Annotated in this window: 29 protein-coding genes and 1 pseudogene; 13 read left to right on the top strand and 17 right to left on the bottom strand. The window is 61.1% G+C overall.

The window, feature by feature from the left end:
- Positions 1-82: 82 nt before the first annotated feature.
- From HX786_RS17135 to algW, 3 genes are all read right to left on the bottom strand, one after another.
- Positions 83-802, bottom strand: coding sequence for a DUF4198 domain-containing protein (locus HX786_RS17135; RefSeq protein WP_087693760.1), 720 nt, complete (start codon positions 800-802; stop codon positions 83-85).
- Positions 803-814: 12 nt separating this feature from the next.
- The gene (locus tag HX786_RS17140; RefSeq protein ID WP_178912373.1) at positions 815-2926 is read right to left on the bottom strand and encodes a TonB-dependent siderophore receptor; all 2112 of its coding nucleotides are present in this window, start codon (positions 2924-2926) and stop codon (positions 815-817) included.
- Between the two features lie 108 nt (positions 2927-3034).
- Positions 3035-4189 carry a Do family serine endopeptidase AlgW gene (gene algW / locus HX786_RS17145; RefSeq protein ID WP_003208442.1) on the bottom strand — a complete coding sequence of 385 codons (1155 nt, stop codon included), beginning with the start codon at positions 4187-4189 and terminating at the stop codon, positions 3035-3037.
- A 103-nt stretch (positions 4190-4292) separates the two neighbouring features.
- On the opposite strand from algW, the gene HX786_RS17150 reads away from it, so the two are divergent.
- From HX786_RS17150 to cysN, 3 genes are all read left to right on the top strand, one after another.
- Positions 4293-5051 (top strand): Nif3-like dinuclear metal center hexameric protein, encoded by a 759-nt coding sequence (locus HX786_RS17150; protein ID WP_003208444.1) that lies wholly within the window; start codon positions 4293-4295, stop codon positions 5049-5051.
- A 256-nt stretch (positions 5052-5307) separates the two neighbouring features.
- Positions 5308-6225 carry a sulfate adenylyltransferase subunit CysD gene (cysD, locus tag HX786_RS17155; protein ID WP_003208447.1) on the top strand — a complete coding sequence of 306 codons (918 nt, stop codon included), beginning with the start codon at positions 5308-5310 and terminating at the stop codon, positions 6223-6225.
- A 9-nt stretch (positions 6226-6234) separates the two neighbouring features.
- A complete protein-coding gene (cysN, locus tag HX786_RS17160; RefSeq protein ID WP_008432291.1) occupies positions 6235-8133 on the top strand; it encodes a sulfate adenylyltransferase subunit CysN in 1899 nt (632 codons plus the stop codon).
- A gap of 68 nt (positions 8134-8201) precedes the next feature.
- On the opposite strand, the gene HX786_RS17165 is transcribed toward cysN, so the two are convergent.
- Genes HX786_RS17165 through HX786_RS17175 form a run of 3 tightly spaced genes read right to left on the bottom strand, consistent with a single transcriptional unit; the run spans position 8202 to position 11609 of the window.
- The gene (locus HX786_RS17165; RefSeq protein ID WP_178912374.1) at positions 8202-9110 is read right to left on the bottom strand and encodes an acyltransferase; all 909 of its coding nucleotides are present in this window, start codon (positions 9108-9110) and stop codon (positions 8202-8204) included.
- On the bottom strand, positions 9111-11210 hold the full coding sequence (gene pta, locus HX786_RS17170) for a phosphate acetyltransferase (protein WP_003208454.1): 2100 nt from the start codon (positions 11208-11210) through the stop codon (positions 9111-9113).
- Between the two features lie 60 nt (positions 11211-11270).
- Complete coding sequence (locus tag HX786_RS17175) at positions 11271-11609, bottom strand: DUF3565 domain-containing protein (RefSeq protein WP_003208456.1); 339 nt, start codon at positions 11607-11609, stop codon at positions 11271-11273.
- On the opposite strand from HX786_RS17175, the gene HX786_RS17180 reads away from it, so the two are divergent.
- The 3 genes from HX786_RS17180 to HX786_RS17190 all read left to right on the top strand — a co-directional run bounded on the left by HX786_RS17180 (position 11578) and on the right by HX786_RS17190 (position 14016).
- Positions 11578-12063: a peptidylprolyl isomerase gene (locus HX786_RS17180; RefSeq protein WP_003208457.1), complete on the top strand. Its 486-nt coding sequence runs from the start codon at positions 11578-11580 to the stop codon at positions 12061-12063. The two genes, HX786_RS17175 and HX786_RS17180, sit on opposite strands and share 32 nt — an antisense overlap.
- Positions 12064-12198: 135 nt before the next feature.
- Positions 12199-12681, top strand: coding sequence for a glutathione peroxidase (locus HX786_RS17185; protein ID WP_003208462.1), 483 nt, complete (start codon positions 12199-12201; stop codon positions 12679-12681).
- A 231-nt stretch (positions 12682-12912) separates the two neighbouring features.
- Positions 12913-14016, top strand: a complete 1104-nt coding sequence (locus tag HX786_RS17190) for an NADH:flavin oxidoreductase (protein ID WP_003208465.1) — start codon at positions 12913-12915, stop codon at positions 14014-14016.
- Here HX786_RS17190 and HX786_RS17195 read toward each other — a convergent pair.
- Both HX786_RS17195 and cysZ read right to left on the bottom strand, forming a co-directional pair.
- Positions 13985-15187, bottom strand: coding sequence for a glycosyltransferase family 1 protein (locus tag HX786_RS17195; protein ID WP_008432296.1), 1203 nt, complete (start codon positions 15185-15187; stop codon positions 13985-13987). The genes HX786_RS17190 and HX786_RS17195 overlap by 32 nt on opposite strands.
- A gap of 64 nt (positions 15188-15251) precedes the next feature.
- Entirely contained in the window at positions 15252-16007 is a 756-nt protein-coding gene (cysZ, locus tag HX786_RS17200; protein WP_177051803.1) for a sulfate transporter CysZ, read from the bottom strand.
- Between the two features lie 293 nt (positions 16008-16300).
- Here cysZ and trxB point away from each other — a divergent pair, with 293 nt between their 5' ends.
- Positions 16301-17263 (top strand): thioredoxin-disulfide reductase, encoded by a 963-nt coding sequence (gene trxB, locus HX786_RS17205; protein WP_003208470.1) that lies wholly within the window; start codon positions 16301-16303, stop codon positions 17261-17263.
- A 182-nt stretch (positions 17264-17445) separates the two neighbouring features.
- Here trxB and HX786_RS17210 read toward each other — a convergent pair whose 3' ends face one another.
- The 6 genes from HX786_RS17210 to HX786_RS17235 are packed head-to-tail and all read right to left on the bottom strand — an operon-like array spanning position 17446 to position 20383.
- Positions 17446-17787: a HopJ type III effector protein gene (locus tag HX786_RS17210; protein ID WP_008432300.1), complete on the bottom strand. Its 342-nt coding sequence runs from the start codon at positions 17785-17787 to the stop codon at positions 17446-17448.
- On the bottom strand, positions 17780-18076 hold the full coding sequence (locus HX786_RS17215; protein WP_008432302.1) for a DUF1244 domain-containing protein: 297 nt from the start codon (positions 18074-18076) through the stop codon (positions 17780-17782). The genes HX786_RS17210 and HX786_RS17215 overlap by 8 nt, the downstream gene beginning before the upstream one ends.
- 23 nt (positions 18077-18099) lie before the next feature.
- Positions 18100-18471 carry a dihydroneopterin triphosphate 2'-epimerase gene (gene folX / locus HX786_RS17220; protein ID WP_003208474.1) on the bottom strand — a complete coding sequence of 124 codons (372 nt, stop codon included), beginning with the start codon at positions 18469-18471 and terminating at the stop codon, positions 18100-18102.
- Positions 18472-18473: 2 nt separating this feature from the next.
- A complete protein-coding gene (folE, locus tag HX786_RS17225) occupies positions 18474-19034 on the bottom strand; it encodes a GTP cyclohydrolase I FolE (protein WP_134325758.1) in 561 nt (186 codons plus the stop codon).
- Between the two features lie 20 nt (positions 19035-19054).
- Positions 19055-19765 carry a dihydromonapterin reductase gene (gene folM / locus HX786_RS17230; RefSeq protein WP_102606070.1) on the bottom strand — a complete coding sequence of 237 codons (711 nt, stop codon included), beginning with the start codon at positions 19763-19765 and terminating at the stop codon, positions 19055-19057.
- A gap of 57 nt (positions 19766-19822) precedes the next feature.
- On the bottom strand, positions 19823-20383 hold the full coding sequence (locus tag HX786_RS17235; RefSeq protein ID WP_178912375.1) for an antibiotic biosynthesis monooxygenase: 561 nt from the start codon (positions 20381-20383) through the stop codon (positions 19823-19825).
- Between the two features lie 215 nt (positions 20384-20598).
- Here HX786_RS17235 and HX786_RS17240 point away from each other — a divergent pair, with 215 nt between their 5' ends.
- Positions 20599-21555: a MerR family transcriptional regulator gene (locus tag HX786_RS17240; protein WP_371136011.1), complete on the top strand. Its 957-nt coding sequence runs from the start codon at positions 20599-20601 to the stop codon at positions 21553-21555.
- 2 nt (positions 21556-21557) lie between these two features.
- Here HX786_RS17240 and HX786_RS17245 read toward each other — a convergent pair whose 3' ends face one another.
- Complete coding sequence (locus HX786_RS17245) at positions 21558-22163, bottom strand: hypothetical protein (protein WP_003208483.1); 606 nt, start codon at positions 22161-22163, stop codon at positions 21558-21560.
- 58 nt (positions 22164-22221) lie between these two features.
- Positions 22222-22689: a PAS domain-containing protein gene (locus HX786_RS17250; protein WP_003208484.1), complete on the bottom strand. Its 468-nt coding sequence runs from the start codon at positions 22687-22689 to the stop codon at positions 22222-22224.
- Between the two features lie 113 nt (positions 22690-22802).
- Here HX786_RS17250 and HX786_RS17255 point away from each other — a divergent pair, with 113 nt between their 5' ends.
- Positions 22803-23258 carry a flavodoxin gene (locus HX786_RS17255; RefSeq protein ID WP_003208486.1) on the top strand — a complete coding sequence of 152 codons (456 nt, stop codon included), beginning with the start codon at positions 22803-22805 and terminating at the stop codon, positions 23256-23258.
- On the opposite strand, the gene HX786_RS17260 is transcribed toward HX786_RS17255, so the two are convergent.
- The gene (locus HX786_RS17260) at positions 23239-24135 is read right to left on the bottom strand and encodes a LysR family transcriptional regulator (protein WP_003208487.1); all 897 of its coding nucleotides are present in this window, start codon (positions 24133-24135) and stop codon (positions 23239-23241) included. The two genes, HX786_RS17255 and HX786_RS17260, sit on opposite strands and share 20 nt — an antisense overlap.
- Positions 24136-24234: 99 nt before the next feature.
- Between HX786_RS17260 and HX786_RS17265 the strand changes: the two genes are divergently transcribed.
- The 4 genes and pseudogenes from HX786_RS17265 to HX786_RS17280 all read left to right on the top strand — a co-directional run.
- Positions 24235-24621, top strand: a complete 387-nt coding sequence (locus HX786_RS17265) for a CidA/LrgA family protein (RefSeq protein WP_177010041.1) — start codon at positions 24235-24237, stop codon at positions 24619-24621.
- On the top strand, positions 24611-25297 hold the full coding sequence (locus HX786_RS17270) for an LrgB family protein (RefSeq protein WP_003208490.1): 687 nt from the start codon (positions 24611-24613) through the stop codon (positions 25295-25297). Before HX786_RS17265 ends, HX786_RS17270 begins: the two co-directional genes overlap by 11 nt.
- A 149-nt stretch (positions 25298-25446) precedes the next feature.
- Positions 25447-26229, top strand: coding sequence for a class II aldolase/adducin family protein (locus tag HX786_RS17275; RefSeq protein ID WP_003208491.1), 783 nt, complete (start codon positions 25447-25449; stop codon positions 26227-26229).
- A pseudogene (locus tag HX786_RS17280) lies at positions 26229-26320 on the top strand (alpha/beta hydrolase); the annotation flags it as partial. The gene HX786_RS17275 and the pseudogene HX786_RS17280, both read left to right, overlap by 1 nt.

The raw sequence follows: 26320 nt of genomic DNA on the forward strand, positions 1-26320 counted from the left end.
TTAATGAAGATAGCGACTGAAACACCGCTTTCGCGAGCAAGCCCGCTCCCACATTGACTGTGCCCACTTTGGAATTGCGGGGTTACTCGTGATGCGGCTCGCCCAGGAAAGTCAGGGAACTGAACAGTCCGCGAGTCGCGACATCAGCATTGTCTTTGAGCGGGATTTCCACCTGCGCCGCAATCACATTCAATCCTTCATTCCTCACCAGCACCTGGGCGCGACCGTCTTTATCGGTCTCGGTGCTCAGGGTGTTCGGTGCGTTGCGATAGTCTCCGATCAGCTTGACTCCTGCCGCCGGCTTGCCATCCAGCAGCACCCGTACCGGCAGTGATTTACCCGGGCCGACCGTCAGCGGATCAACTTCCGGCAAGATCAGTAGCTTGATCTGATCCAGCTTCGGCACCTTCGCCCCCGGCTGGTAGATCGCCAGGCTGTACTTGAAGGTCTGGGTCGACTCAATCGCCCCCGGCACCTTGCTGCGGCCCTCGTTGATCCACTTCTTGTCAGGCGTCTGTGACCACATCCCGTTATCCAGGGCGACCGCCAGTACAGCCGGCGATTTGAGCGGCTTCAGGCGCGCATGGTCGGGCAGACGTTCCACGGTCACCGGGATCATTTTGCCGCTGGCGTCGTAGGCCCAGGCGCCGCTGATTTTCTGCGCCTTGAACGCGTTGTCTTCGGCGCCGTGGCCGTAGATCACTTCGATATTGCCGCGCCGTTGTTCGGTCCACAGTCCGTGGGCCGAAACTTGGGTGGCAAACAGCAGGCCGAGCACGGCGAGGGATTTGAAGGCTTGCATGGAGACGTCCTTTTACAGGTTGAGGGTCAGGCTGACGGTGAAGTTGCGCGGCTCGCCGGGATTGACCCAGTAGTTGCTGTAGGAGCGCTCGTAGTACTTTTCGTCGAACAGGTTGTTGAGGTTCAGGCCCACGGTGACGTTGTCGCTGGCCTTGTAATGGGCCAGTAAATCGACGGTGTGGTAGGCCGGTAATTCAAAGCGGCCCCCGGCTTCACCGGAGCGGTCGCCGACGTAGGTAAAGGCCGCGCCGAGGTCGGAGCCGCGCAGCAAGCCGTCCTGGAATTCATACACGCCGAGCAAGCTGCCGCTGCGTTTGGCTACGCCGAGAATCCGGCTGCCGGTGGGGATGGCTTTGTCGCCTTTGGTCACTTCGGCGTCGATGTAGGCAAAGGCGCCGATCACCCGTACGGCGTCAGTCACCTGGCCGGTCAGTTGCAGGTCAAAACCCTGGCTGCGGGCCTTGCCCATGGCGCGCTGTGTGTCGGTAGCCGGGTCCAGGGCCAGGACATTTTCTTTCTCGACATGGAAGGCGGCGAGGGTGGTGCTCAGGCGGTCGTCGAACAGCTCGCTCTTGATCCCGATTTCATACCCCACGCCTTCTTCCGGCTTGAAGGATTTGCCGCCGGCGTCCAGGCCATTGTTGGGTTTGAACGAGGTGGAGGCGTTGGCGAACAGGCCCACTTCAGGCGTCAGTTGGTAGAGCAGGCCGGCGCGTTGGGTCAGGGCATCGTGGGTCTGCCGGCTTTTGGCATGGTTGCGGCTGAAGTCGTCGGTGCGCTGCTCGAAGTGTTCGAACCGCGCGCCGATCATCCCGCGCAGGCGGTCGGTGAAGATGATCTGGTCCTGCAGGTTCAGCGCCTGGCTTTTCACCTGTTCGAAAAAGTCAGTGCCGGAGCGCTTGCCGTTCGGTTTGGGCTGGCCATAGACCGGGTCATAGATGTCGATGGCGTAATCGCCGCCGGCGATGGCGGTCACCCGTTCTTTCTTGCGGTAGTCCTCGTACTCGGTGCCGATCAGCAATTCGTGCTGCCAACTGCCGATGTCGAACCGACCGCGCAGTTCGAGCTGGGTAATGCTGTCATGCCAACCGGTGGAGCGCTCGCGGTAGCGGCGGCTGAGGGTGTGGCCATCGGCATCCAGCGCGCGGTTTTCCGAGGCGTTGCCCCACAGGCTGCCTTGTTTGTAATGGCTGGCCAGGCGCAGTTGCCAGGCATCGTTGAGGTGATGCTCGAGGCTGGCTTGCAGGCGGTTGTTGTGGTTGCGGATATCGCCGTCGTCGGGCTCGCCGAGAAAGGTCGAGCGGGAGACGCCGCTCCAGCGGTTGTTGGGCGCGACGATGCCGCGGTCGAAAGTGGAGCGGTGACGCACGAATTCACTTTCCACCAGCAGGTGTGTGTCCGGGTCCAGTTGCCAACTGATGGAGGGCGCGACGAAGACCCGTTTGGCCTCAACGTGGTTGCGGAAGCTGTGGTTGTCTTCCACCGCCAGGTTGACCCGCGATAACACGTTGCCCTCGCTGTCCAGCGGCGTGTTCACGTCCAGCGCGGTGCGGTAGCGGTCCCAACTGCCGGCGCTGGTCTGCAGTGTGGTGAAGGCCTCGTGCTGCGGCTTTTTGCTGACGATATTCACCGTACCGCCTGGGTCACCACGGCCATACAGGCTGGCGGCGGGGCCCTTGAGCACCTCGATGCGCTCGATATTCGCCGCGTCCGGCGTGCTCGGGTAACCGCGGTTGGCGCTGAAACCGTCCACGTAAAACTCTGACGTGGTGAAGCCGCGAACGCTGTATTCGTAGAGCGTCAGGCCGCCGAAGTTGTTCTGTTTGGACACGCCGCCGGCAAACTCAAGGGCACGCTCGACGTTGGTGCTGCCCAGGTCGTTGAGTACCGAAGCGGGAATCACGCTGATGGACTGTGGGATATCCCGCAAGGCGGTGTCGGTTTTTGTGGCGCTGGCGGAGCGGGTAGCGCGATAGCCCTTGACCGGGCCGGTGGCTGATTCGTACGCCTCGCTGGTGATGCGGGTGGCTTCCAGTTCAACGGGGGCGGTGTCTTCGGCGTAGGCCGGGTCCACCAGCAAACCCAGGGCGATTCCCGCCAGCGGGGCAAATCTTCGAGACGGCATGATAGAGCGTTCCAATAGCGATATTGAAACAATATAACATGACTAATGAGAATGAATTTCTTTCGAAATATTAGGTAACAGGAGCCCGCGAACGGGCTCCCGAAGCCGTTATTCCTCTTCTTTCACCGGTGCAGGCGGCGGACGCAGGCCGATTTCCGCCGACAGCTTGATTTCCTTGCCATTGCGCATCACCTGGATCGCCACCTTGTCGGTGGGTTTGATCCGCGCCACCTGGTTCATCGACTTGCGACCATCTCCGGCCGGCTCGCCGTCGATGCTGAGGATCACATCCCCCAGTTGCAGGCCGGCTTTCTGCGCCGGGCCGTCGCGGAAGATCCCGGCGACCACGATGCCAGGGCGCCCGGTCAGGCCAAACGACTCGGCCAGTTCCTTGGTCAGCGGCTGGACTTCAATCCCCAGCCAGCCACGAATCACCTGGCCATGCTCGATGATCGACTTCATCACTTCAGTGGCCAGCTTCACCGGAATCGCGAAACCGATGCCTTGGGAGCCGCCGGACTTGGAGAAGATCGCGGTGTTGATGCCGGTCAGGTTGCCGTTGGCATCCACCAGCGCGCCGCCGGAGTTGCCCGGGTTGATCGCCGCGTCGGTCTGGATGAAGTCTTCGTAGCTGTTGAGGCCCAACTGGTTACGCCCGGTGGCGCTGATGATGCCCATGGTCACGGTCTGGCCGACGCCGAAGGGGTTGCCGATGGCCAGCGCCACGTCACCTACGCGCAGCCCTTCGGAGCGCCCGATGGTGATCGAGGGCAGGCCTTTCAAATCGATTTTCAGCACCGCGAGGTCGGTTTCCGGGTCGCTGCCGACCACGCGGGCCAGGGTTTCCCGGCCATCACGCAGGGCCACCACAATCTGGTCGGCGCCGGTGGTCACGTGGTTGTTGGTGAGGATGTAGCCTTCCGGGCTCATGATCACGCCGGAGCCGAGGCTGGATTCCATGCGCCGCTGCTTGGGCGAGTTGTCGCCGAAATAGCGACGAAACTGTGGGTCTTCAAACAGCGGGTGCGCCGGTTTGTTGATGACCTTTGTGGTGTACAGGTTGACCACGGCGGGGGCGGCGATCACCACTGCATCGGCGTAAGTCACCGGGCCTTGTACCACCGCGCTGGTTTGCGGTGCCTGTTGCAGGTTGACATCAAGGGTCGGCAGGCCGACCAGTTGTGGATAACGCTGAATAATCAGCATCGCGATCAGCACGCCAGCCAACAATGGCCATCCAAAAAAACGCAGTGCCTTGAGCATGAAGAAAAATCCTGACAGGTTGCAGGGGGCGGGAGAGCGCCCATAATGTCGCGCATTATACGAGGCCGTGAGCGCCTCTGAACGGGATATTTAGGAGTCTTTTATGGCCGTTGCCCTGAGCACCTTAGTCGAGGAAGCGGACCGCTACCTTAATAGTGCCAAAATCGCCGATTACTGCCCCAACGGCCTGCAGGTCGAGGGCCGACCGCAAGTGCTGCGCATCGTCAGCGGCGTGACCGCCAGCCAGGCATTGCTGGACGCGGCGGTCGAAGCCCAGGCCGACCTGGTGCTGGTGCACCACGGTTATTTCTGGAAAGGCGAAAGCCCGTGCATCACCGGCATGAAGCAGCGCCGCCTGAAAACCCTGCTCAAGCACGACATCAGCCTGCTGGCCTATCACTTGCCGCTGGACCTGCACCCTGAGGTCGGCAACAACGTGCAACTGGCCCGGCAACTGGACATCACCGTCGAAGGCCCGCTGGACCCGGACAACCTCAAGGTCGTCGGCCTGGTGGGCTCCCTGGCCGAGCCGGCGTCGCCCCGTGATTTTGCCCGCCGCGTGCAGGAAGCCATGGGCCGCGAGCCGCTGCTGATCGAAGGCAGCGAGATGATCCGCCGCGTGGGCTGGTGCACCGGTGGCGGCCAGGGCTATATCGACCAGGCGGTGCTCGCCGGGGTTGACCTGTACCTGAGCGGCGAAGCCTCGGAGCAGACCTTCCACAGCGCCCGGGAAAACGACATCAGCTTTATCGCGGCCGGGCACCACGCCACCGAGCGTTACGGCGTGCAAGCCTTGGGCGATTACCTCGCACGGCGCTTCGCCCTCGAACACCTCTTCATCGATTGCCCAAACCCGATCTAACGAACACCACCGGACACATGTGGGAGCGGGCTTGCTCGCGAATGCGGTGCATCAGTCGCCATATGCATTGACTGACACACCGCATTCGCGAGCAAGCCCGCTCCCACATTTGATCGAGTCGAGCCAAACCCAGCGGTATATTGATATACCGTTTCGATCTAGCCAGCCCCCTCAATAGAATCAGGCGCTGTGCTAGCATGCCCCGCTCGAACACGGCCCGCTGGCCGTCCATAAGATCGTTTTTCCGTGAGTAACCATGGTCGACAAACTGACGCATCTGAAACAGCTGGAGGCGGAAAGCATCCACATCATCCGCGAGGTCGCCGCCGAGTTCGATAACCCGGTGATGCTCTACTCGATCGGTAAAGACTCCGCCGTGATGCTGCACCTGGCACGCAAGGCCTTTTTTCCGGGCAAGCTGCCGTTTCCGGTGATGCACGTCGACACCCGCTGGAAATTCCAGGAAATGTACAAGTTCCGCGACAAGATGGTCGAAGAGCTTGGTCTTGAGTTGATCACTCACGTCAACCCGGACGGGGTGGCGCAGGGCATCAACCCGTTCACCCACGGCAGCGCCAAGCACACTGACATCATGAAGACCGAGGGCCTGAAACAGGCGCTCGACAAGTATGGTTTCGACGCTGCATTCGGCGGTGCCCGTCGCGATGAAGAGAAATCCCGTGCCAAAGAGCGCGTGTACTCGTTCCGCGACAGCAAGCACCGCTGGGACCCGAAAAACCAGCGCCCGGAGCTGTGGAACGTCTACAACGGCAACGTCAACAAAGGCGAGTCGATCCGTGTGTTCCCGCTGTCCAACTGGACCGAGCTGGATATCTGGCAGTACATCTACCTGGAAGGCATCCCGATCGTGCCGCTGTATTTCGCCGCCGAACGCGAAGTGATCGAGAAGAACGGCACGTTGATCATGATCGACGACGACCGCATCCTCGAGCACCTGTCCGACGAAGACAAAGCCCGAATCGTCAAAAAGAAAGTACGTTTCCGTACCCTTGGCTGCTACCCGTTGACGGGCGCGGTGGAGTCCGAAGCCGAGACGCTGACGGACATCATTCAGGAAATGCTCCTGACGCGAACTTCCGAGCGCCAGGGCCGTGTCATCGACCACGATGGTGCAGGCTCGATGGAAGATAAAAAACGTCAAGGCTATTTCTAAGGGGCTGTCATGTCGCATCAATCTGATTTGATCAGCGAGGACATCCTCGCCTACCTGGGCCAGCACGAGCGCAAGGAAATGTTGCGCTTCCTGACCTGTGGCAACGTCGACGACGGCAAGAGCACCCTGATCGGGCGCCTGCTGCACGACTCCAAGATGATCTACGAAGATCACCTGGAAGCCATCACCCGCGATTCGAAAAAATCCGGCACCACCGGTGACGACATCGACCTGGCGTTGCTGGTCGACGGCCTGCAGGCCGAGCGTGAGCAGGGCATCACCATCGACGTTGCCTACCGCTACTTCTCCACCGCCAAGCGCAAATTCATCATCGCCGACACCCCCGGCCATGAGCAGTACACCCGCAACATGGCCACCGGTGCCTCCACCTGTGACCTGGCGATCATCCTGATCGACGCCCGCTACGGCGTGCAGACCCAGACCCGTCGCCACAGCTTCATCGCCTCGTTGCTGGGCATCAAGCACATCGTGGTGGCCGTCAACAAGATGGACATCAATGGCTTTGACCAAAGCGTGTTCGAGTCGATCAAGGCTGATTACCTGAAGTTTGCCGACGGTATCGCGTTCAAGCCGAGCACCCTGGCCTTCGTGCCGATGTCGGCCCTCAAGGGCGACAACGTGGTGAACAAGAGCGAGCGTTCGCCCTGGTACACCGGCCAGTCGCTGATGGAGATCCTCGAGACCGTCGAGATCGCCAACGACCGCAACTACACCGACCTGCGTTTCCCGGTGCAGTACGTCAACCGTCCGAACCTGAACTTCCGTGGTTTTGCCGGCACCCTGGCCAGCGGCATCGTGCACAAGGGCGACGAAGTCGTGGTGCTGCCGTCGGGCAAGAGCAGCCGCGTCAAATCCATCGTCACCTTTGAAGGTGAACTGGAAAACGCAGGTCCCGGCCAGGCCGTGACCCTGACCATGGAAGACGAAATCGACATCTCCCGTGGCGACCTGCTGGTGCATGCCGACAACGTGCCGCAAGTGACCGACGCTTTCGACGCCATGCTGGTGTGGATGGCTGAAGAACCGATGCTGCCGGGCAAGAAATACGACATCAAGCGCGCCACCAGCTACGTGCCGGGTTCCATCACCAGCATTGTGCATCGCGTGGATGTGAACACCCTGGAAGAAGGCCCGGCGAGCGCCTTGCAGTTGAACGAGATTGGCCGGGTCAAGGTCAGCCTCGACACAGTCATCGCCCTGGACGGTTACGCGAGCAACCGCACCACCGGTTCGTTCATCGTCATCGACCGTTTGACCAACGGCACCGTGGCTGCGGGCATGATCATCGCGCCGCCGGTGACCCATGGCAGCGCGGCGCAGCACGGCAAACTGGCTCACGTGGCCACCGAAGAGCGCGCCCAGCGCTTCGGCCAGCAACCGGCGACCGTGTTGTTCAGCGGCTTGTCGGGCGCCGGCAAAAGCACCCTGGCCTACGCGGTTGAACGCAAGCTGTTCGACATGGGCCGTGCGGTGTTTGTGCTGGACGGCCAGAACCTGCGCCACGACCTGAACAAGGGCTTGCCGCAGGACCGTGCCGGGCGTACCGAGAACTGGCGTCGTGCCGCGCACGTGGCGCGTCAGTTCAACGAAGCCGGCTTGCTGACGTTGGCGGCGTTTGTTGCCCCGGATGCTGAAGGGCGTGAACAGGCCAAGGCGCTGATCGGCGGTGATCGTTTGCTGACCGTGTACGTGCAGGCTTCGCCTTTGGTGTGTGCCGAGCGTGATCCGCAAGGTTTGTACGCGGCGGGCGGCGATAACATCCCGGGTGAGTCGTTCCCGTATGACGTACCGTTGAATGCGGACCTGGTGATCGATACCCAGGCGTTGTCGCTGGAAGACAGCGTCAAGCAAGTGCTGGAACTGCTGCGCCAGCGCGGCGCGATCTAAGCTTCACGCGCGCAAAAAAGCCCGCCATGTTGGCGGGCTTTTTTTATGGGGCCTTGGAAACAACTCGGTCAAATGTGGGAGCGACTGGCGGGATAATCTGTGTGCAATTTGGCGAGCAGCACATCCTTCTCTTCCCACAACCGGTTGATCCAGCCCTGGAACGCCAACCGATATTCCCCATCCTGCTCATAATTCTTGCCGATAAACTCGGCCGGAATCTGCACCTCTTCAAACTGCACGACAACGTCCTTCACATTCCCGCACAGCAAATCCCAATAACCGGGGCGCCCACCAGGATAGTGAATGGTCACGTTCACCAGCGACTTCAGCTGTTCACCCATGGCATCCAGCACAAAGGCAATGCCGCCGGCCTTGGGCTTGAGCAGGTAGCGAAACGGTGACTTTTGCTGTGCATGCTTGCCCGGAGTAAACCGCGTGCCTTCGGCAAAGTTGAAAATGCCCACCGGGTTGTGGCGAAACTTCGCGCAGGTCTTGCGGGTAGTTTCCAGGTCCTTGCCTTTCTTTTCCGGGTGCTTTTCCAGGTACGCCTTGGTGTAGCGCTTCATGAACGGGAAGCCCAGTGTCCACCACGCCAAGCCAATCACCGGGACCCAGATCAACTCTTGCTTGAGGAAGAACTTCAGCGGGCGAATGCGCCGGTTGAGCACGTATTGCAGCACCATGATATCGACCCAGCTCTGGTGGTTACTGGTCACCAGGTACGAGTGTTCATAGTCCAGGCCTTCCAGGCCCTTCAGGTGCCAACGGGTGCGACACACCAGGTTCATCCAGGCCTTGTTGTTGCTGATCCAGGCCTCGTGGGTCTGGTTCATCAGCCATTCGCTGAAGCGCTTGGCAAACGGCAGCGCCTTGAACAGCGCCACGATAAACAGGAACGAGCACAGCAAAATCGTATTCAACGCCAGCAACAGCGAGGCGATCACCCCGCGCACGGCGGCAGGTAGAAAATCCAGCATTTAGACATCCATAGGTCGGTTGGCGGCTTGAATCGCGGTCAATGCGATGGTGTACACGATGTCGTCCACCTGCGCCCCGCGGGGCAGGTCGTTCACCGGTTTGCGCAGGCCTTGCAGCATCGGCCCCAGGCTCACGCAATCGGCACTGCGCTGCACGGCCTTGTGGGTGGTGTTGCCGGTGTTGAGATCCGGGAACACGAACACCGTGGCCTTGCCCGCCACCAGGCTGTTGGGCGCCAGTTGCCGGGCCACGCTTTCGTTGGCGGCGGCGTCGTACTGCAACGGGCCGTCGATCAGCAGCGAGCTTTGGGCTTCGTGGGCGAGCAGGGTGGCTTCGCGGACCTTCTCGACCTCCTCGCCCGTGGCCGAATCACCGCTGGAGTAACTGATCATCGCCACCCGTGGCGTGATACCGAATGCGGCGGCCGAGTCGGCGCTTTGCAGGGCGATTTCCGCCAGCTCCGCCGCGCTGGGGTGCGGGTTCATCACGCAGTCGCCGTATACCAGCACTTGCTCGGGGAACAGCATGAAAAACACCGACGAGACCAGGGTGCAGCCCGGCGCGGTCTTGATCAGTTGCAAGGCCGGGCGAATGGTATTGGCAGTGGAGTGGATGACGCCGGAGACCAGGCCGTCCACTTCATCCAGAGCGAGCATCATGGTGGCGATCACCACGGTGTCTTCCAGTTGCTGCTCGGCCATCGGCGCGTTGAGGCTTTTGGTTTTGCGCAGGGCCACCATCGGCTCCACGTAGCGCTGGCGAATCAGGTCGGGGTCGAGAATCTCCAGGCCTTCGGGCAGCTCGATGCCATGGGCGCGGGCTACGGCTTCCACGTCGGCCGGCTTGGCCAGCAGTACGCAACGGGCGATCCCGCGTGCCTGGCAGATGGCGGCGGCCTGCACGGTCAGCGGCTCGCTGCCTTCGGGCAACACGATGCGCTTGTTGGCCGCCTGGGCGCGCTGGATCAGTTGATAACGGAACACCGCCGGCGACAGGCGCATCTCCCGCGGCGTGCCGCAGCGTTGGTGCAGCCAGCGGGCGTCGAGGTGGCTGGCGACGAAGTCGGTGATGATCTCCGCACGTTCGCGGTCATCAATCGGGATTTCCTTGTTCAGGCTGTTGAGCTGGTTGGCGGTGTCATACGAGCCGGTGCTCACCGACAACACCGGCAGCCCGGCCTGGAACGCGCCACGGCACAGGTCCATGATCCGTGGGTCGGGTAGGGTGTCGCTGGTCAGCAACAGGCCCGCCAGCGGCACGCCGTTGATGGCGGCCAGGCTGACGGCGAGGATGATGTCGTCGCGGTCGCCGGGGGTCACTACCAGCACGCCGGGCTTGAGCAGCTCCACGGTGTTGCGCATGGTGCGCGCGCAGATGATGATCTTGGTCATGCGCCGGGTTTCATAATCGCCGGCGTTGAGGATCTGCGCGCCCATCAGGTCGGCCACGTCGCGGGTGCGCGGGGCGTTGAGTTCCGGTTGGTAGGGAATGCAGCCCAACAGGCGGAAATCGCCGCTGCGCAACAAAGGCGAATGCTCCTTGAGCCGCGCCGAGAAGGCTTCCATGCTTTCGTCGGTGCGCACCTTGTTGAGGATCACACCCAGCACTTTTGGGTCTTTCGGGCCGCCGAACAGCTGGGCCTGCAATTCCACGCGGCCGGAGAGTTCGGTCAGCACTTCGTTTTCCGGAGCCGAGACCAGGATCACCTCGGCGTCCAGGCTCTTGGCCAAGTGCAGGTTGACCCGGGCCGCATAGCTGGCGCTGCGGGTCGGCACCATGCCTTCGACGATCAGCACGTCCTTGCCCACGGCGGCTTGCTGGTAAAGGGTGATGATTTCTTCCAGCAGCTCGTCGAGCTGGCCGTCGCCGAGCATCCGTTCGACATGGGCCAGGCCCAGAGGCTGGGGCGGTTTCAGGCCGTGGGTGCGGGCCACCAGCTCGGTGGAGCGCTCGGGGCCGGTGTCGCCGGGGTGCGGCTGGGCAATCGGTTTGAAGAAGCCGACTTTCAGCCCGGCCCGTTCAAGGGTGCGCACCAGCCCAAGGCTGATGGAGGTCAGACCCACACCAAAATCGGTGGGCGCGATAAAAAAAGTCTGCATGCGAATTCTCTGGAGGTGCATGGCTTCGGTGGCGGCCTATGGCTGGCTGCCTACCGGGAATCAGGTGCCAAGGTTATCTTTATCTGAGCCTTGCGCACACCAGCCGCACGTAAAGGGCTTGTCTATTTTTTCAAGGCGTTGCGCCGGGTCCGTGACCCAGGCCCGGGATTGCCAGGGTGGCTGGTGGCGCAGGTGCTGGGTGTGGCCGCAGGAAAGCTCGACGACCCAGTGCCGGTCTTCGTCCTGGTGAAATCCGACGACCGTCGGGTCAGTTGTTCGACCCCGTCCGTCCGGGTTGTGTTCGCTTTCGGGCAAATCCTTGTTTAGACTTGTCCGTTCTTCATTCTTCTGCAAAAGGTCTCGCCCCATGCCGATCGCCGCCAATAAGGCTGTCTCCATTGACTATACCCTGACCAACGACGCTGGTGAGGTCATCGACAGTTCTGCCGGCGGCGCGCCGCTGGTCTACCTGCAAGGTGCAGGTAACATCATCCCGGGCCTGGAAAAGGCCCTGGAAGGCAAAGAGGTCGGTGACGAACTGACCGTTGCCGTAGAACCTGAAGATGCCTACGGCGAATACGCTGCCGAACTGGTCAGCACCCTGAGCCGCAGCATGTTCGAAGGTGTCGACGAGCTGGAAGTGGGCATGCAGTTCCACGCTTCCGCTCCGGACGGCCAGATGCAAATCGTCACCATCCGTGACCTGGACGGCGACGACGTGACCGTCGACGGCAACCACCCGCTGGCTGGCCAGCGCCTGAACTTCCAGGTGAAGATCGTCGCTATCCGTGACGCTTCCCAGGAAGAAGTGGCCCACGGCCACGTGCACGGCGAAGGTGGTCACCACCATTAATTGACTGAGCGACGCTCTGTCAGTTGGAAAAAGGCGCCTTCGGGCGCCTTTTTCATTTGGCGGCTATTCTTGCCGACTTGGCGGCTGTAATCTCGAATGGCCGTTACGAAGAACATGGGATATCTGGAGTTCGTCATGAGTGCTTTCCACGACCTTAAACTCAAAGCCCTGGATGGTCAGGAGCTGCCTCTGGCGCCCTTCAAGGGGCAAGTCGTGCTGGTGGTCAACGTCGCCTCCAAATGTGGGTTGACCCCACAGTACGCCGCGCTGGAAAACCTCTATCAGCAATACAAAGACCAGGGTTTCACCGTACTCGGGCTGCCGTGCAATCAATTTGCCGGGCAGGAACCGGGTACTGAAGAAGAAATCCAGGAATTCTGCAGCCTCAACTACGGCGTGACCTTTCCCCTGGGCAGCAAGCTTGAGGTGAATGGCCACGATCGCCACCAGCTGTATCGATTGCTGGCGGGCGAGGGCGCCGAATTTCCCGGGGACATCACCTGGAACTTCGAGAAATTCCTGTTGGGCAAGGACGGCCGGGTGCTGGCGCGTTTCTCGCCGCGTACACCGCCGGATGACCCCTCCATTATTCAGGCGATCGAAAAAGCATTGAGCTGATACTTTCAGCATTATCGAGTGAGTTTCTGTGGCAAGGGAGCTTCCTGTGGCAGGGAGTTTCCTATGGCAAGGGAGCTTGCTGTGGCGAGGGAGCTTGCTCCCGTTGGGCTGCGAAGCAGCCCCATGCCCTCCCGCTTTTACCCCTTAATCACCCCAATCAATAGTGCTATCCAACACGCTGCACACTCCATATTATCCACATCATAAATTCCTTTCCGATGGAGTGCTCCCATGCCTGTCCAAGCTTTGTTCAAACCGTTCCAGCTCGGTGCACTGCAACTGCCGAGTCGCGTGGTCATGGCGCCGATGACCCGTTCCTTTTCTCCGGGTGGCGTGCCCAACTCCAAAGTGATCGAGTACTACCGCCGCCGCGCCGCCGCCGGTGTCGGCCTGATCATCACCGAAGGCACCGTGGTCGGCCACCCGGCTTCCAACGGCTACCCGAACGTCCCGCACTTCTACGGTGAAGCCGCCCTGGCCGGCTGGAAGAAAGTAGTCGACGCGGTACATGCCGAAGGCGGCAAGATCGTTCCGCAACTGTGGCATGTGGGCAGCGTGCGGCGCATCGGCACCGAGCCGGATGCCAGCGTCCCGGCTTACGGCCCCACCGAAAAACTCAAGGACGGCAATGTCGTCGTCCACGGCATGACCGTGCAAGACATCAAGGACGTGATCGCCGCGTTCGCCCAGGCTGCCAAGGATGCCCAGAGCATCGGCATGGACGGCGTTGAAATCCACGGCGCCCATGGCTACCTGGTGGACCAGTTCTTCTGGGAAGGCACCAACCAGCGCACCGACGAATACGGCGGCAGCCTGGCCAACCGTTCGCGTTTCGCCATCGAATTGATCCAGGCCGTCCGCGCCGCCGTGGGGCCGGACTTCCCGATCATCCTGCGTTTCTCCCAGTGGAAGCAGCAGGACTACACCGCGCGCCTGGTGCAAACCCCGGAAGCCTTGGGTGAATTCCTCAAGCCGCTGTCTGACGCCGGCGTGGATATTTTCCACTGCTCCACCCGCCGTTTCTGGGAGCCGGAATTCGAAGGCTCCGAGCTGAACCTGGCCGGCTGGACCCGCAAGCTCACCGGCAAGCCGACCATCACCGTGGGCAGCGTCGGCCTGGACGGCGAGTTCCTGCAGTTCATGGTCAACACCGATAAAGTGGCGCAACCCGCCAGCCTGGAAAAACTGCTGGAGCGCCTGAACAACGACGAGTTCGACCTAGTCGCTGTGGGCCGTGCGCTGCTGGTGGATCCGGATTGGGCACTGAAGGTTCGCGAAGGCCGTGAAGGCGACATCCTGCCTTTCAGTCGTGAGGCGTTGACGACGTTGGTGTAAGGGGCGACAGGGCGGGCACCGGTTGCTCGTCCTCGCACACCCCGCGTAATTGGCGCTCAAACTGCTCGATAATCGCCGGCCAACCCTGACGGCTGGCGTGTTGCCGGGCATTGAGCCGCACCCGGCGCAAGCTCTCGCGCTCTTCCAGCAGCCAATTGGCCGCATCGCAAAACGCTTCTTCATCCCCCGGCATCGCCAGCACGCCGCTGTAGCCATGGCGAATGTGCTGAGTTGCGGCCGCCTGGTCGTATGCCACCACGCCCAACCCTGAAGCCATGGCCTCCAGCACCACGTTGCCGAAGGTTTCGGTCAGGCTGGGAAACAAGAACACATCCCCGGACGCGTAATGCCGGGCCAGTTCCTCACCGCGCAAGGTGCCGCAGAAAATCGCCTCCGGCAGTTCCTTTTCCAGCATCGCCCGTTGCGGGCCATCGCCGACGATGATCAGTTTCATCTGGCGCAGTGGATACGTGTCCTGCAGCGTCTCGAAACAGCGCTTGAGTAACCCGAGGTTTTTTTCCTGGGCCAGGCGGCCGACATGCAGCACGGCAGTTTGCTCACTGGTCAGTGCCCAGCTTTCACGCAACGCATTGTCGCGTTTGGCCGGGTGAAACAGCTGGCTGTCGACACCGCGCGCGAGCATGCCCAGGCGCTCGAAATGGCGCCGCTCCAGCTCCAGGCGCTGGCTGGCGCTGGGCACCAGGGTCAGGGTCGAGCGGTTATGGAACCAGCGCAGATAGTGGGTCAGCACCCGGCTCAGCATGCCCAGGCCGTACTGGTTGGAATACTGCTGGAAGTTGGTGTGGAAGCCACTCACCACGCTGATCCCCAGGCGCCGCGCCGCCCGCAACGCCGACAAACCCAGCGGGCCTTCGGTGGCGATATACAACACATCCGGGCGCTGGCGGGTCCAGCGCCGCAACAGCTTGTGCATCGACGACTGGCCCCATTGCAGCCCCGGATAACCCGGCAAAGGCCAGCCGCGGCAAAGCATCAGGCCATCGTCACTGGGCCGGCTCTGGTCGCTGCCCTGGCGCGGGCGAACCAGTTCGACTTGATGCCCGCGCGCGCGCAAACCGTCACACAGGCGGCCAAGGGTATTGGCCACCCCGTTGATCTCTGGCGGGAAGGTTTCGGTGATCAGGGTGATGTGGAGCGAAGCTGTCGTCATGACCCACAGTGTCGGCGTGGGCCATGTCGTCATTGTGTCTTTTGGATGATGGATTTGTGACGGCTCAGGCCTTTTTAATGGACATGGCCTCGGCGCCTTGCTCACGCACCCAGAACAACGTCGCCCCAGCCACCGCTGCCGGCATCATCAGCAGGTTGACCACCGGCACCAGCAACACCAGGTAAACGATCCCGCCAAAACTCATGCTCTGCCAGCGCTTCTGGCGCAGCCAGGCGAGCATTTCGTTCCAGCCCAGCTTGTGGTTGTCGGCCGGGTAGTCGATGTACTGGATCGCCATCATCCACACACCAAACAGCAGCCACAGCGGCGCCGCCACCAGATTGACCACCGGGATGAACGACAGGATAAACAGGCCGATGGCCCGGGGCAGGAAGTAACCCAGTTTGCGCATTTCCCGGGCCAGGGTGCGCGGGACCATGGCCGCCAGTTCGCCCCAGCTGAACGCCGGGAAATCATCGGTGCCGCGCACCACCACTTCGACCTTTTCCGACAGAAAGCCGTTGAACGGCGCGGCGATAATGTTGGCGAGCATGGTGAAGGTGAAAAACACCATCAGCACCACCAGCACCACAAATAAAGGCCACAGCAGATAATTGAGGAAGCTCAGCCAGCTCGGCAGCGTCGGCATGAGTGTGTCGACCCACAGGCTGAACTGATGGCCGGCGAAGTAGATCAATCCGACGAACAGGATCAGGTTGATTGCCAGCGGCAGCAGCACAAACAGCCGCAGGCCGGGGCTGAGTACCAGTTTGAGACCTTCGCGCAGGTACTGTGGGCCTGAAAGAACGGGGGCGGGCATGGATAACTCCGGGCAATAGGGGCGAACGCGCCGACCTTACCGGCTTTGGGAGTACCGGGAAAGCACGGCCCGCATCGCGACATTAACGGTAACAAAGGTGTCGATTAATAGAGGGCATGGGATAGAGACCACCTATGAGCTGGATTGTTAATCCGTATTTCCTTAATCTTGCCTCCCTCTATACGCTGCACCCATTATTTTCAGGATCTGCGAGTTCAAGCCTTCCCCAAGTGCTTCGCGGTCCTTTTTTATTCCAGCCGTTCTGTAGTCCGGGCGGTCGATAGGAGTGAGTCATGTCTGATACCCGTCATTCGCGAGTGATTATTCTCGGTTCCGGCCCTGCCGGTTACAGCGCTGCCGTCTACGCTGCCCGGGCCAACCTCAAGCCGTTGCTGATCACCGGCATGCAAGCGGGCGGTCAGTTGACCACCACCACTGAAGTCGACAACTGGCCGGGCGACGTCCACGGCCTGACCGGCCCGGTGCTGATGGAGCGCATGAAAGAGCACGCCGAGCGTTTCGAAACCGAGATCGTGTTTGATCACATCAACAAGGTCGACTTCTCCAAGAAGCCTTACAGCCTGACCGGCGACAGCGGCGTGTACACCTGTGACGCGCTGATCATCGCCACCGGCGCCAGCGCTCGGTACCTGGGCCTGCCGTCGGAAGAAGCGTTCATGGGCAAGGGCGTTTCCGCCTGCGCGACCTGCGACGGTTTCTTCTACCGCAACAAGCCAGTGGCTGTGGTCGGTGGCGGCAACACCGCGGTGGAAGAGGCGCTGTACCTGGCCAATATCGCCAGCACCGTGACCCTGGTTCACCGTCGCGAGACCTTCCGCGCCGAGAAGATCCTGATCGACAAGCTGCATGCCCGCGTGGCCGAAGGCAAGATCATCCTCAAGCTCAACGCCACCCTGGATGAAGTCCTGGGCGACAACATGGGTGTGACCGGTGCTCGCCTGAAGAACAACGACGGCAGCTTCGACGAGCTGAAAGTCGACGGCGTGTTCATCGCCATCGGCCACACTCCGAACACCTCGTTGTTCGAAGGCGTGCTGGATGCCAAAGACGGTTACCTGATCGTGCAGGGCGGCCGTGAAGGCAATGCGACTGCCACCAACATCGAAGGTATCTTCGCTGCCGGTGACGTGGCCGACCACGTGTACCGCCAGGCGATCACCTCCGCCGGCGCCGGTTGCATGGCGGCACTGGATGCCGAGCGTTACCTCGACGGTTTGAAGGACGCTTCGTTCTAAACCGTAGAAACAAAAAAACCGGCTGCGAGGCCGGTTTTTTTATGCACGGGATTTGATGATCACCGCAGTCCAAATGTGGGAGCGGGCTTGCTCGCGAAAGCGGTGTGTCAGTCACCCGATGTATTGACTGACACTCTGCTTTCGCGAGCAAGCCCGCTCCCACATTTTGATCTATGTCTGACTCAGGATTTGCGGGTCAGTGGCTGTGCGGCAAACTTCACACCCGCCAACCCATGCTCGATCAGCGCACGAATGTTGCCATGGTCACTGCCTTCAGGCGTGGCCAGCACCGAACGGTAATGCTCGCCAAACGCCAACAGCGCTTCCTGGTCGCTCAAGCCTTCCAGCAGCGCCAGGCCCAGGGTCTTGCACGAACCTTCGTTCTGCCCGGCGGCGTTTTCCACGCTGCCATTGGTGAACGCTTGTGGCTGGTAGTCGTAACCCGCAGCTACAAAGGCCAGGGTATCGGCAAAAACATGTTCGCCACTGTTGAGGCTGGCGCGCAGGGTGTTCAGGTCAGTCATGGGTTTTTCCTTTGGCGAATGCCGCTTGCTGTTCGGCACTGGCTTCTTGCTGGTATTGGGCTTTCCACTCGGCGTACGGCATGCCGTACACCACTTCACGGGCGTCATCGAGGCTCAGCTCGATCTGGCGCTCGTCGGCCTCGGCCTTGTACCACTTGGACAAGCAGTTGCGGCAGAAGCCCGAGAGGTTCATCAGGTCGATGTTCTGCACATCCTTGCGGCTGTCCAGGTGGGCCACCAGCCGGCGGAAGGCGGCGGCTTCGAGTTCGAGGCGTTGTTGATCGTTCATGATGCTCACTGCAAAGGTAAGGGTTAGCGACTGGCCGCTAGGGTGATCGACACCGATTCGGCAAAACGCAACGCATGGGGTTTGTCGACTTCGACTTCGGCGTACAGCACCGATGTATTGCTCATCACCAGGTCGAGGATCTCCTGGGTCAGGCGCTCCAGCAGGGCAAAGCGGTTGCCTTCCACATGGGCGATGATCGCCTTGGTGATGGTGCGGTAGTTCAGCGCGTGGTCGATGTCGTTGTCGCGCACGGCTTCCTGGGCGGCATACAGGATGGTCAGGTTGATCAACACATCCTGCTTGTTGAGGATTTCATCCTCGTTGATCCCGATAAACGTGCGCAGGCACAGGTCCTTGACCCGGATGCGCGCCATGCCTGGCTGAAGTTGTGGCATTGCTACTTGCTCCGTCCAATCAGTTGCAGGAACTCCATGCGCGTGGTGTTCGACTCGCGGAAGGCGCCGAGCATCACCGAGGTGTTCATGGTTGAATTCTGTTTTTCGACACCGCGCATCATCATGCACATGTGCTTGGCTTCGATCACCACCGCCACGCCGGCGGCCTGGGTCACCGTCTGGATGGCGTCGGCAATTTCCCGCGTGAGGTTTTCCTGGATCTGCAGGCGACGGGCGAACATGTCGACGATACGCGCCAGCTTCGACAGGCCGAGCACCTTGCCGGTCGGAATATAGGCCACATGGGCCTTGCCGATAAAGGGCAGCAGGTGATGCTCGCACAGCGAATACAGCTCGATGTCCTTGAGGATCACCATCTCGTCGTTGTCGGAGGCAAACAGCGCACCGTTGACGATTTCTTCCAGGTTCTGCTCGTAGCCGTGACACAGGTACTGCATGGCCTTGGCGGCACGCTTTGGCGTGTCGAGCAAACCCTCGCGCTCGGGGTCTTCACCCAGGCCCTTGAGGATCTCGCGGTAGTGGTGGGGCAGGGACAAAGTCATACAACATCCTCGCAAACGGCTTACTTGATATGCCGCCCGCCGTTGACGGTCAGGGTGGTACCGGTGACATACGGGTTATCCAGCAGGTAGCGCACGCTCTGGTAAATCACCTCGGGGCCTGGCTCGATGCCCAGTGCCGCCTTGGCCAGGACCTTGGCGCGGTAAGCCGCGTCGTCGCCCTCGTTGAACATCACCATTGCCGGGGCAATGCCGTTCACCTTGATATCCGGTGCAAGCTGCGCGGCAAACGACAAGGTCAGGCTGTCGAGCCCGGCCTTGGTGGCGCAGTAGGCAATGTGCTGGCGGCTGCCCTTGCGGGTCACGTCATCGCTGATGTGCACGATATCCGCAGGCGTGGAGCGTTGCAGCAGGTAAGCACAATGCAGGTTGATCAGGTACGGCGCAAGCATGTGCACGCTGAACATGTCGGTAAAGGCGCGGCTCTCGTCGCCGGGCGCTTCCGCTTCCCAGGCCGAGGCATTATGAATGATCGCCCGCAGGCTTTGGGTGTGCGTCTTCAGTTCGTCGATGAAGGCGAGAATACCGGTCTCATTGGAGAAGTCGGCAAACACACCGATCGCACCGCGTTCGCGCAAGGCTTGCACGCCGGGGCGTTCGGTGCGGTAGCTGAAAATCACTGGCTGCCCTTCGTCCAGCAGGCGCTGGGCGCAATGCAGGCCGACGCGCTGGCCGGCACCGGTGATCAGGATCGGGGCGGGTGTTGAAGACATGGGAGGCTCGAGTCGCTGGCAGGCTAAAACTATACCAGCGAGCGGCCTCCCTTGTACTCAAGCAGCGGCTTCGGTGGCCTTTACCCGGGCTGGCGCCGGATGCAGCCAACCGGCCAGCAGGTGGGTCGACAACGGGATAAAGAAGTAAACCATCAATGGCGTGAGCGCGAGGGTGCTGACCAGCACACGGCTCAGCAACCCCAACTCGCTGAGCAGCGGCTCAAGGCCGAAGTTGAACAGCAGCGACACCGGGAAAAATGCCAGCCAGATGGCCACGGCCTGCTTCCAGCGCGGCGGACGTGCGGCGGCGGCGCCAAACCAGCCGTCGATACCGCGTACGCGATGCTCCGACGGCGCAGCAAACAGCTCACTGCCACGCCCGAGCCATGCACCACGGGAGGCGGAAAACTCCCACGCATGCAGGGTTTTTTCGTCGGCGAAGCGGAAAATAATCTGGAACTCGTCATCGTTGGGCGGCGGTGCAAGCACGCCTGAACCCAGGTAACCGGGGAAGTCCGTGGCCAATTGCTCGCCTTCGCGCAGCCAGGCCATCAACTCTTTATAGCGGCCCTTGGCCACGCGGCGCGCAACCATCAGGGTGACGGGGGAGGTAGACATTGTGTATCTCCATAAGGATCAGGTGCACTGGGCCGGGTAGGCGGCGCACGAACGAAGCTGCGGGGTAAGCAGCCACGTTGAAAAAACAGGCAAGGATTATTCCTGTTTTGCAGAAATACACCAGCGACATTGGTCGGCTTGTCGAAGACCTTGAATCGGACAGCTGTATGGGCGTTAAATGGGATCCAAGTTCCTGACAGTATATTGATGCCCTGATGTCTGTAATGACTGCTCCACGTCCCGAAATGGCCCTTGGCAACCCTGCCGATTCCGACGAGCTGTTTCCGATTCGCGAAGTCGCGAGATTGACAGGCATCAACCCTGTCACCTTGCGTGCCTGGGAACGGCGTTACGGGCTGATCCACCCGGTTCGCACCGAAAGTGGGCACCGCCTGTATTCGCGCACCGATATCGAGACCGTTCATCGCATTCTTGACTGGATCGAGCGTGGCGTGGCCGTGAGCAAGGTCGGCAAGATCCTCGCCCGCGACGATCATCAAGTCGAAGCGGCGGCTGCTTCGCCGGCAGGTGCAGAGCATGAATGGAGCCAATGGCAGGCGCAGTTGCGAATGGCCGTCGGTGCCTTCGACGACCGGCAACTGGACCGGTTGTATGGCCAGATTTTCGCTGCCTACCCGGTCGCGGTGGTGTTCCAGGACATCCTGATGCCCCTCTGGCAGCAACTGTTGCGACATCAGGGGTTGTTTGGCCAAACCAGTGAATGGCTGTTTTTTGATGGATTCCTGCGCAGCCGAACCTGGAAACGCCTGCAGATAGGCTGTGCCTCAGCGGCGCCGCGGGTATTGCTGGCGGCCATTGCGGGGGAGTGCCGAGAGCTGGAGTTGTTGGTCGCAGGCCTGTTGATGAGCGGTGACGAGTTGGCGGTCAAGGTTCTGGCTGTGGGCCAGCCGATGGATGAATTGACCCTTGTCTGTGAAAAAACCAGGCCACAAGCCCTTGTGGTGTTCTCCAATCACTCGCCGGCCAATGGCTTGCCTCGGCGCCTTGAACGGTTGGCCCTGACCCTGGATTGCCCGCTGTTGCTGGCCGGCGATGCGGCGGAGTTGGCGCAGGAACAACTGGCGGGTTCATCCGTCGGCTGCCTGGGTAACGAAGGGCGATTGATGCAGCGCCGCTTGCAGCAGTTTCTGCGCGGTAACCTGGATACCTGACTTCAGGCGTGGACTTCGGGGTGAAAAAGGCGATGTTGCTGCAGGATAAACTGGCGCAGGCGCTCGGTCTCATCCACATCGTTCTGGCTCAGGCGGTAGGCGAACAATCCTCGGGCAGTTTCCCGTTCCAGCGTGCCCCGCACCGAAATGCGCTCGTACCCGGACGGACTGAACCACAGCGAAAAGGTTCTTGGCGCCTTGATCCGCCCGCGAATTTCCACCAGCAATCCCTTGAATGACACCTCATGCACCCACAGCGCACCGGGCTGGCCCTTGATGTTTTCCAGGGGTACCGGCTCTTCGAGCGCCAGGCGCCACGGGCGGATCATCGGCCCGTCTTCGAAAATACTCGGTACACCCAGCCGCAGATGCACGGCATGAAACTCGTCTTCCACCAATTGCAGCGGAAACGTCATTTGCTGGTTGTCGAATTGGGCCTGGAGGGTGACATGGTCATGGGCGGCCAGGCGGGTGAGCAGATCACGAATCTGCGCACCGCCATTGACCGTCAGGCTCGACGACGCGTCCCGCACATTGAGTTGCGGGTTATGGTGCATGGTCTGAATAAAATCCAGCTCGTCCTGCGTCAAAAGCGCGTCGCGTTGCATTGATCTTGCTCAAGAAAAAGGTATTAAAACGCCATTATCTCTTTAAAGACCGCGTTTTCTAGTTTTTGTTAGATCCGCTCGTCGCCTTGAGTGCCGCAAGCTCCGCCTTGAGGTCAGCCAACTGGGCTTCCAGTTGCGCGACACGCTGCTGGGCCTTGACCTGAACGGTCACATCCTTCTGCACACCGACAAAGTAGGTCTGCTTGTCGGCCGGGTTATAAACCGTCGATAACGACAGCTCGTTCCAGAAATGCGTGCCGTCCTTGCGGTAATTGCGCAGGATTTCCCGGCAGGCGCCGCCACTCTCCAGGGCTTCGCGAATCGCCATCAGCCCCGGCTGGTCACGATCGCCCGATTGCAGGAAGCGGCAGTCCTGATAGAGGATTTCGTCGAGGGTGTAGCCAGTCATGCGCTCGAAGGCCGGGTTCACATAAATCAGTGGCTTGTCCTTGCCTTCGCGCTCGGCGATAACGATGCCGTCGTTGGAAGCGTTGATCACCAGTTGCATCAGCTTGGCGTTAATCATTGAGCGGTCCATGGCTTGTAGTTGGAGTTTGCAGTTTAAGACATGCCGGCAGCCTGTCCATGGGCCCCAGCTGTTAATATCCCAGGCTTTTAGTCAGCTACAGGATCAGATTGATGAAAGTCGCCATCCTTTCCGGCTCGGTGTACGGCACGGCTGAAGAAGTCGCCCGTCATGCTGCAAGCATCCTCAACGCTGCCGGCTTCGACGCCTGGCACAACCCGCGGGCAACCCTCGCCGACGTACAGGGCTTTGCTCCGGAAGCCTTCCTGGCCGTGACGTCCACCACTGGCATGGGCGAACTGCCCGACAACCTGCAGCCGCTTTACTCGACCATTCGCGACCAACTGCCGGCCGCCTGGCGAGGCTTGCCCGGCGCGGTGATCGGCCTGGGCGACGCCAGCTATGGCGACACGTTCTGCGGCGGCGGCGAGCAAATGCGCGAGCTGTTTGCCGAGTTGGGCGTGCACGAAGTGCTGCCGATGCTGCGCCTGGACGCCAGCGAAAGCGTGACCCCGGAAGCCGACGCCGAGCCGTGGCTGGCCGAGTTGGTCACTGCACTGCGCGGTTGACCGGGAACTCGCGCAATAACGCCAGCCAGGCCTGGGCGGCTTTCGACAGGTAGGCACCCTCACGCCAGATAAAGGCAATGTCCCAGCGCAGGTAGTCCGGCGCCTTGAGCGTCAGGCGCACCACGCCGGGCCTTATCAGGCCCCGGGCTACTACGCTGGGCAGCAGCACCACGCCTTGGCCGGCGGCCACCAATGCGGCGAGAAAATCCGCCTGGCCACTGCGCCCGCTTTCCTTCGGGGTGAAGCCCAATTGCTGACAGGCCTGTAGCAGGCGGTCGTTCAACACAAAACTGCGCTGATACATCAGGAACGGCGTGTCAGCCAACTCCTCCAGGCGGATCTGCGCGTTATCGGCCAATGGATGGTCCATCGGCAGCAGGGCATCCAGCGGTTCATCGCAGAATGCCTGCCAGGCGAATGCCGGGTCGCTGGGCATCAGGCTGCCGCCCACTTCCAGCTCTCCGCTCAAGATCGCCTGCTCGATATTGCGGCTGCCGCCTTCCAGCAACTGGATGGTGACGTTCGGATAACGGCGGCGGTATTCGGCAAACAGCCCGGCGAACAACGTGTCGCCGCCCAACTGCGGCAGGCCCATGCGCAACTCGCCACGGGTCAACTGATTCAAGTCATCCAGCTCACTGAGCAATTCGGTTTGCTGGCGCAGCATGGCCTCCGCCCGCTGCAGCACCACTTGTCCGGCAGCCGTCAGGCGAATCTGCGAACCCAGGCGATCCAGCAGCGGCGTGCCCAGGCTTTGCTCCAGTTGTGCCACCTGCTTGCTGACGGCGGATTGGCTGATGTGCAGGGTTTTGCCGGCCTGGGTAAAGCCGCCGCGGTGTATCACTTCGACAAAACTGCGCAGTTGTTTAAATTCCATCGACATGATTCCAGTTTGGAATAGCTTGCAGTCTAACAATTCGCTGTGGGGATGCCAGGGGCCTCTTTAAAATGGGAGCCCTGCGAGGACCCAAAGCTCATGAAACGTTTCACCTTCAATGTCGTCGGTCGGTTATTGACTGAACTGATTGTGCTGCTGGCCATATATTTTCTGGGCTGCCAATTGGCCGCCTGGCTGAGCTGGCCTATTCCCGGTGGTGTGATCGGCCTGGGCCTGTTGTTGCTGACCTTCGCCACTGGCCTGGTCAAGCCGGCGGCCCTGCAATTGGGCGCCGGTGTGTTGATGGCGGAGATGCTGCTGTTCTTCATTCCTGCGTTGATGAGCCTCTTGGACTACGGCGGCCTGGTAAAGCACGACGGCTGGCGGATCATGTTGGTCATCGGCTTCAGCACCTTGTCGGTGATGCTGGTGACTGCGTTTACCGTGGAATTCGTCTGCCGCTGGAAGCTGCGCCATGAAGCTTGAGCTGATGCCGATGTTCTGGCTGGCGCTGACCCTCGGTGCCTACGGCTTCAGCCGGTGGATCTACCGGCGCACCGGGCGCTACCTACTGTCGCCGCTGATCCTGGTGCCGGCGCTGCTGCTGGCGGTGGCCGTGCCGATGAAAACCGCCTATGCCGAATACGCCACAGACACCCACTGGCTGATGCTGGTGCTGGGCCCGGTGACCGTGGCGTTCGCGATTCCGATCTGGCAACAGCGCCAATTGCTGGTGCGCCACTGGTCAGCGTTATTGCTGGGGATGGTCGCGGGCAGCGCGGCGTCCATCGCCACTTCGTATGGCCTGGCCAAGGCCCTCGCTCTCGACAGCTCGGTGACGATGTCGTTGGTGCCCCGTTCGATCACCACCCCGTTCGCCATGCCGGTGTCTTCCGACCTGGGCGGCGTGCCGGAACTGACGGCGGTGTTCGTGATGTTCACCGGGGTGTTTGGCGCCATGCTCGGCGGCGTACTGCTCAAGTGGTTGCCGTTGCGCACGCCATTGGCTCGTGGCGCATTGTTTGGCGTGGGCGCTCATGGCGCGGGTGTCAGCCGGGCTCATGAAGTGGGCGGCGAGGAAGGCTCCGTGGCGGGCCTGGTAATGGTGCTGACCGGCTTGCTCAACCTGTTCGCCGCGCCTTTATTGGCGTCGCTTCTCTGACACGCGCAGAACAAAATCGAACTATCCTCAGGACTGACCCGTTCGGTCATCAAGCTGGCTGCCAATGCAACTACGGCGGCCTCGAGGTCTGACTAGACTGCCTCTTCACTCAAAAAAACAATAATAAGCGCGCCAAGGAGGTCATTGCCGTGAGCCTAGCCACTGTTCAATCGACACACAGTGTAAAAGACCAGGTCAGCGCGGCCGAATGGCAGGCCCGCGTCGACCTCGCCGCGTGCTATCGCCTGGTGGCGATGCATGGTTGGGACGACCTGATTTTCACCCACATCTCGGCCAAGGTGCCGGGCACCGAAGACTTCCTGATCAACCCCTACGGGCTGATGTTCCACGAGATCACCGCGTCGAGCCTGGTGAAGGTCGACCAGGCCGGCAACAAACTGATGGACAGTCCCTACGAGGTCAACCCGGCGGGCTACACCATCCACAGTGCGGTGCACGAAGTACGGCACGATGTGGTCTGCGTGCTGCACACCCACACCGCTTCCGGCATTGCCGTCTCCGCGCAGAAACAGGGCGTGCTGCCCATCAGCCAGCAATCGTTGTTCGTGCTGTCCAGCCTGGCCTATCACGCCTACGAAGGTGTGGCGCTGAACCACGAGGAAAAGGCCCGCTTACAGGCCGACCTTGGCGAAAACAATTTCCTGATGCTGCACAACCACGGTCTGCTGACCTGTGGCGGCAGCATCGCCGATACGTTCCTGATGATGTTCATCTTCCAGCGCACCTGCGATATCCAGGTGATGGCGCAGAACGGTGGCGCTGAACTGATCAGCATTGCGCCGCAGATATTGGCCGGTGCCCGGGCGATGATCGCCGGGGTCACCAAAAGCGCTCAGGGCATGGGCGGCGCGCTGGCGTGGCCGGCGTTGCTGCGCAAACTCGATGCACTCGACCCCGGGTATAAAAGCTGATGCCACTCGCCGAGATCCCGCTGCGCATCTGGCGCCAGCGTGCCCAGAGCTTTGAGTTTCGCGGCCGCACCATTCGGTACTGGGTGGGGGG

This window comes from Pseudomonas sp. 21615526, from assembly GCF_013386245.1.
Lineage (GTDB): Bacteria > Pseudomonadota > Gammaproteobacteria > Pseudomonadales > Pseudomonadaceae > Aquipseudomonas.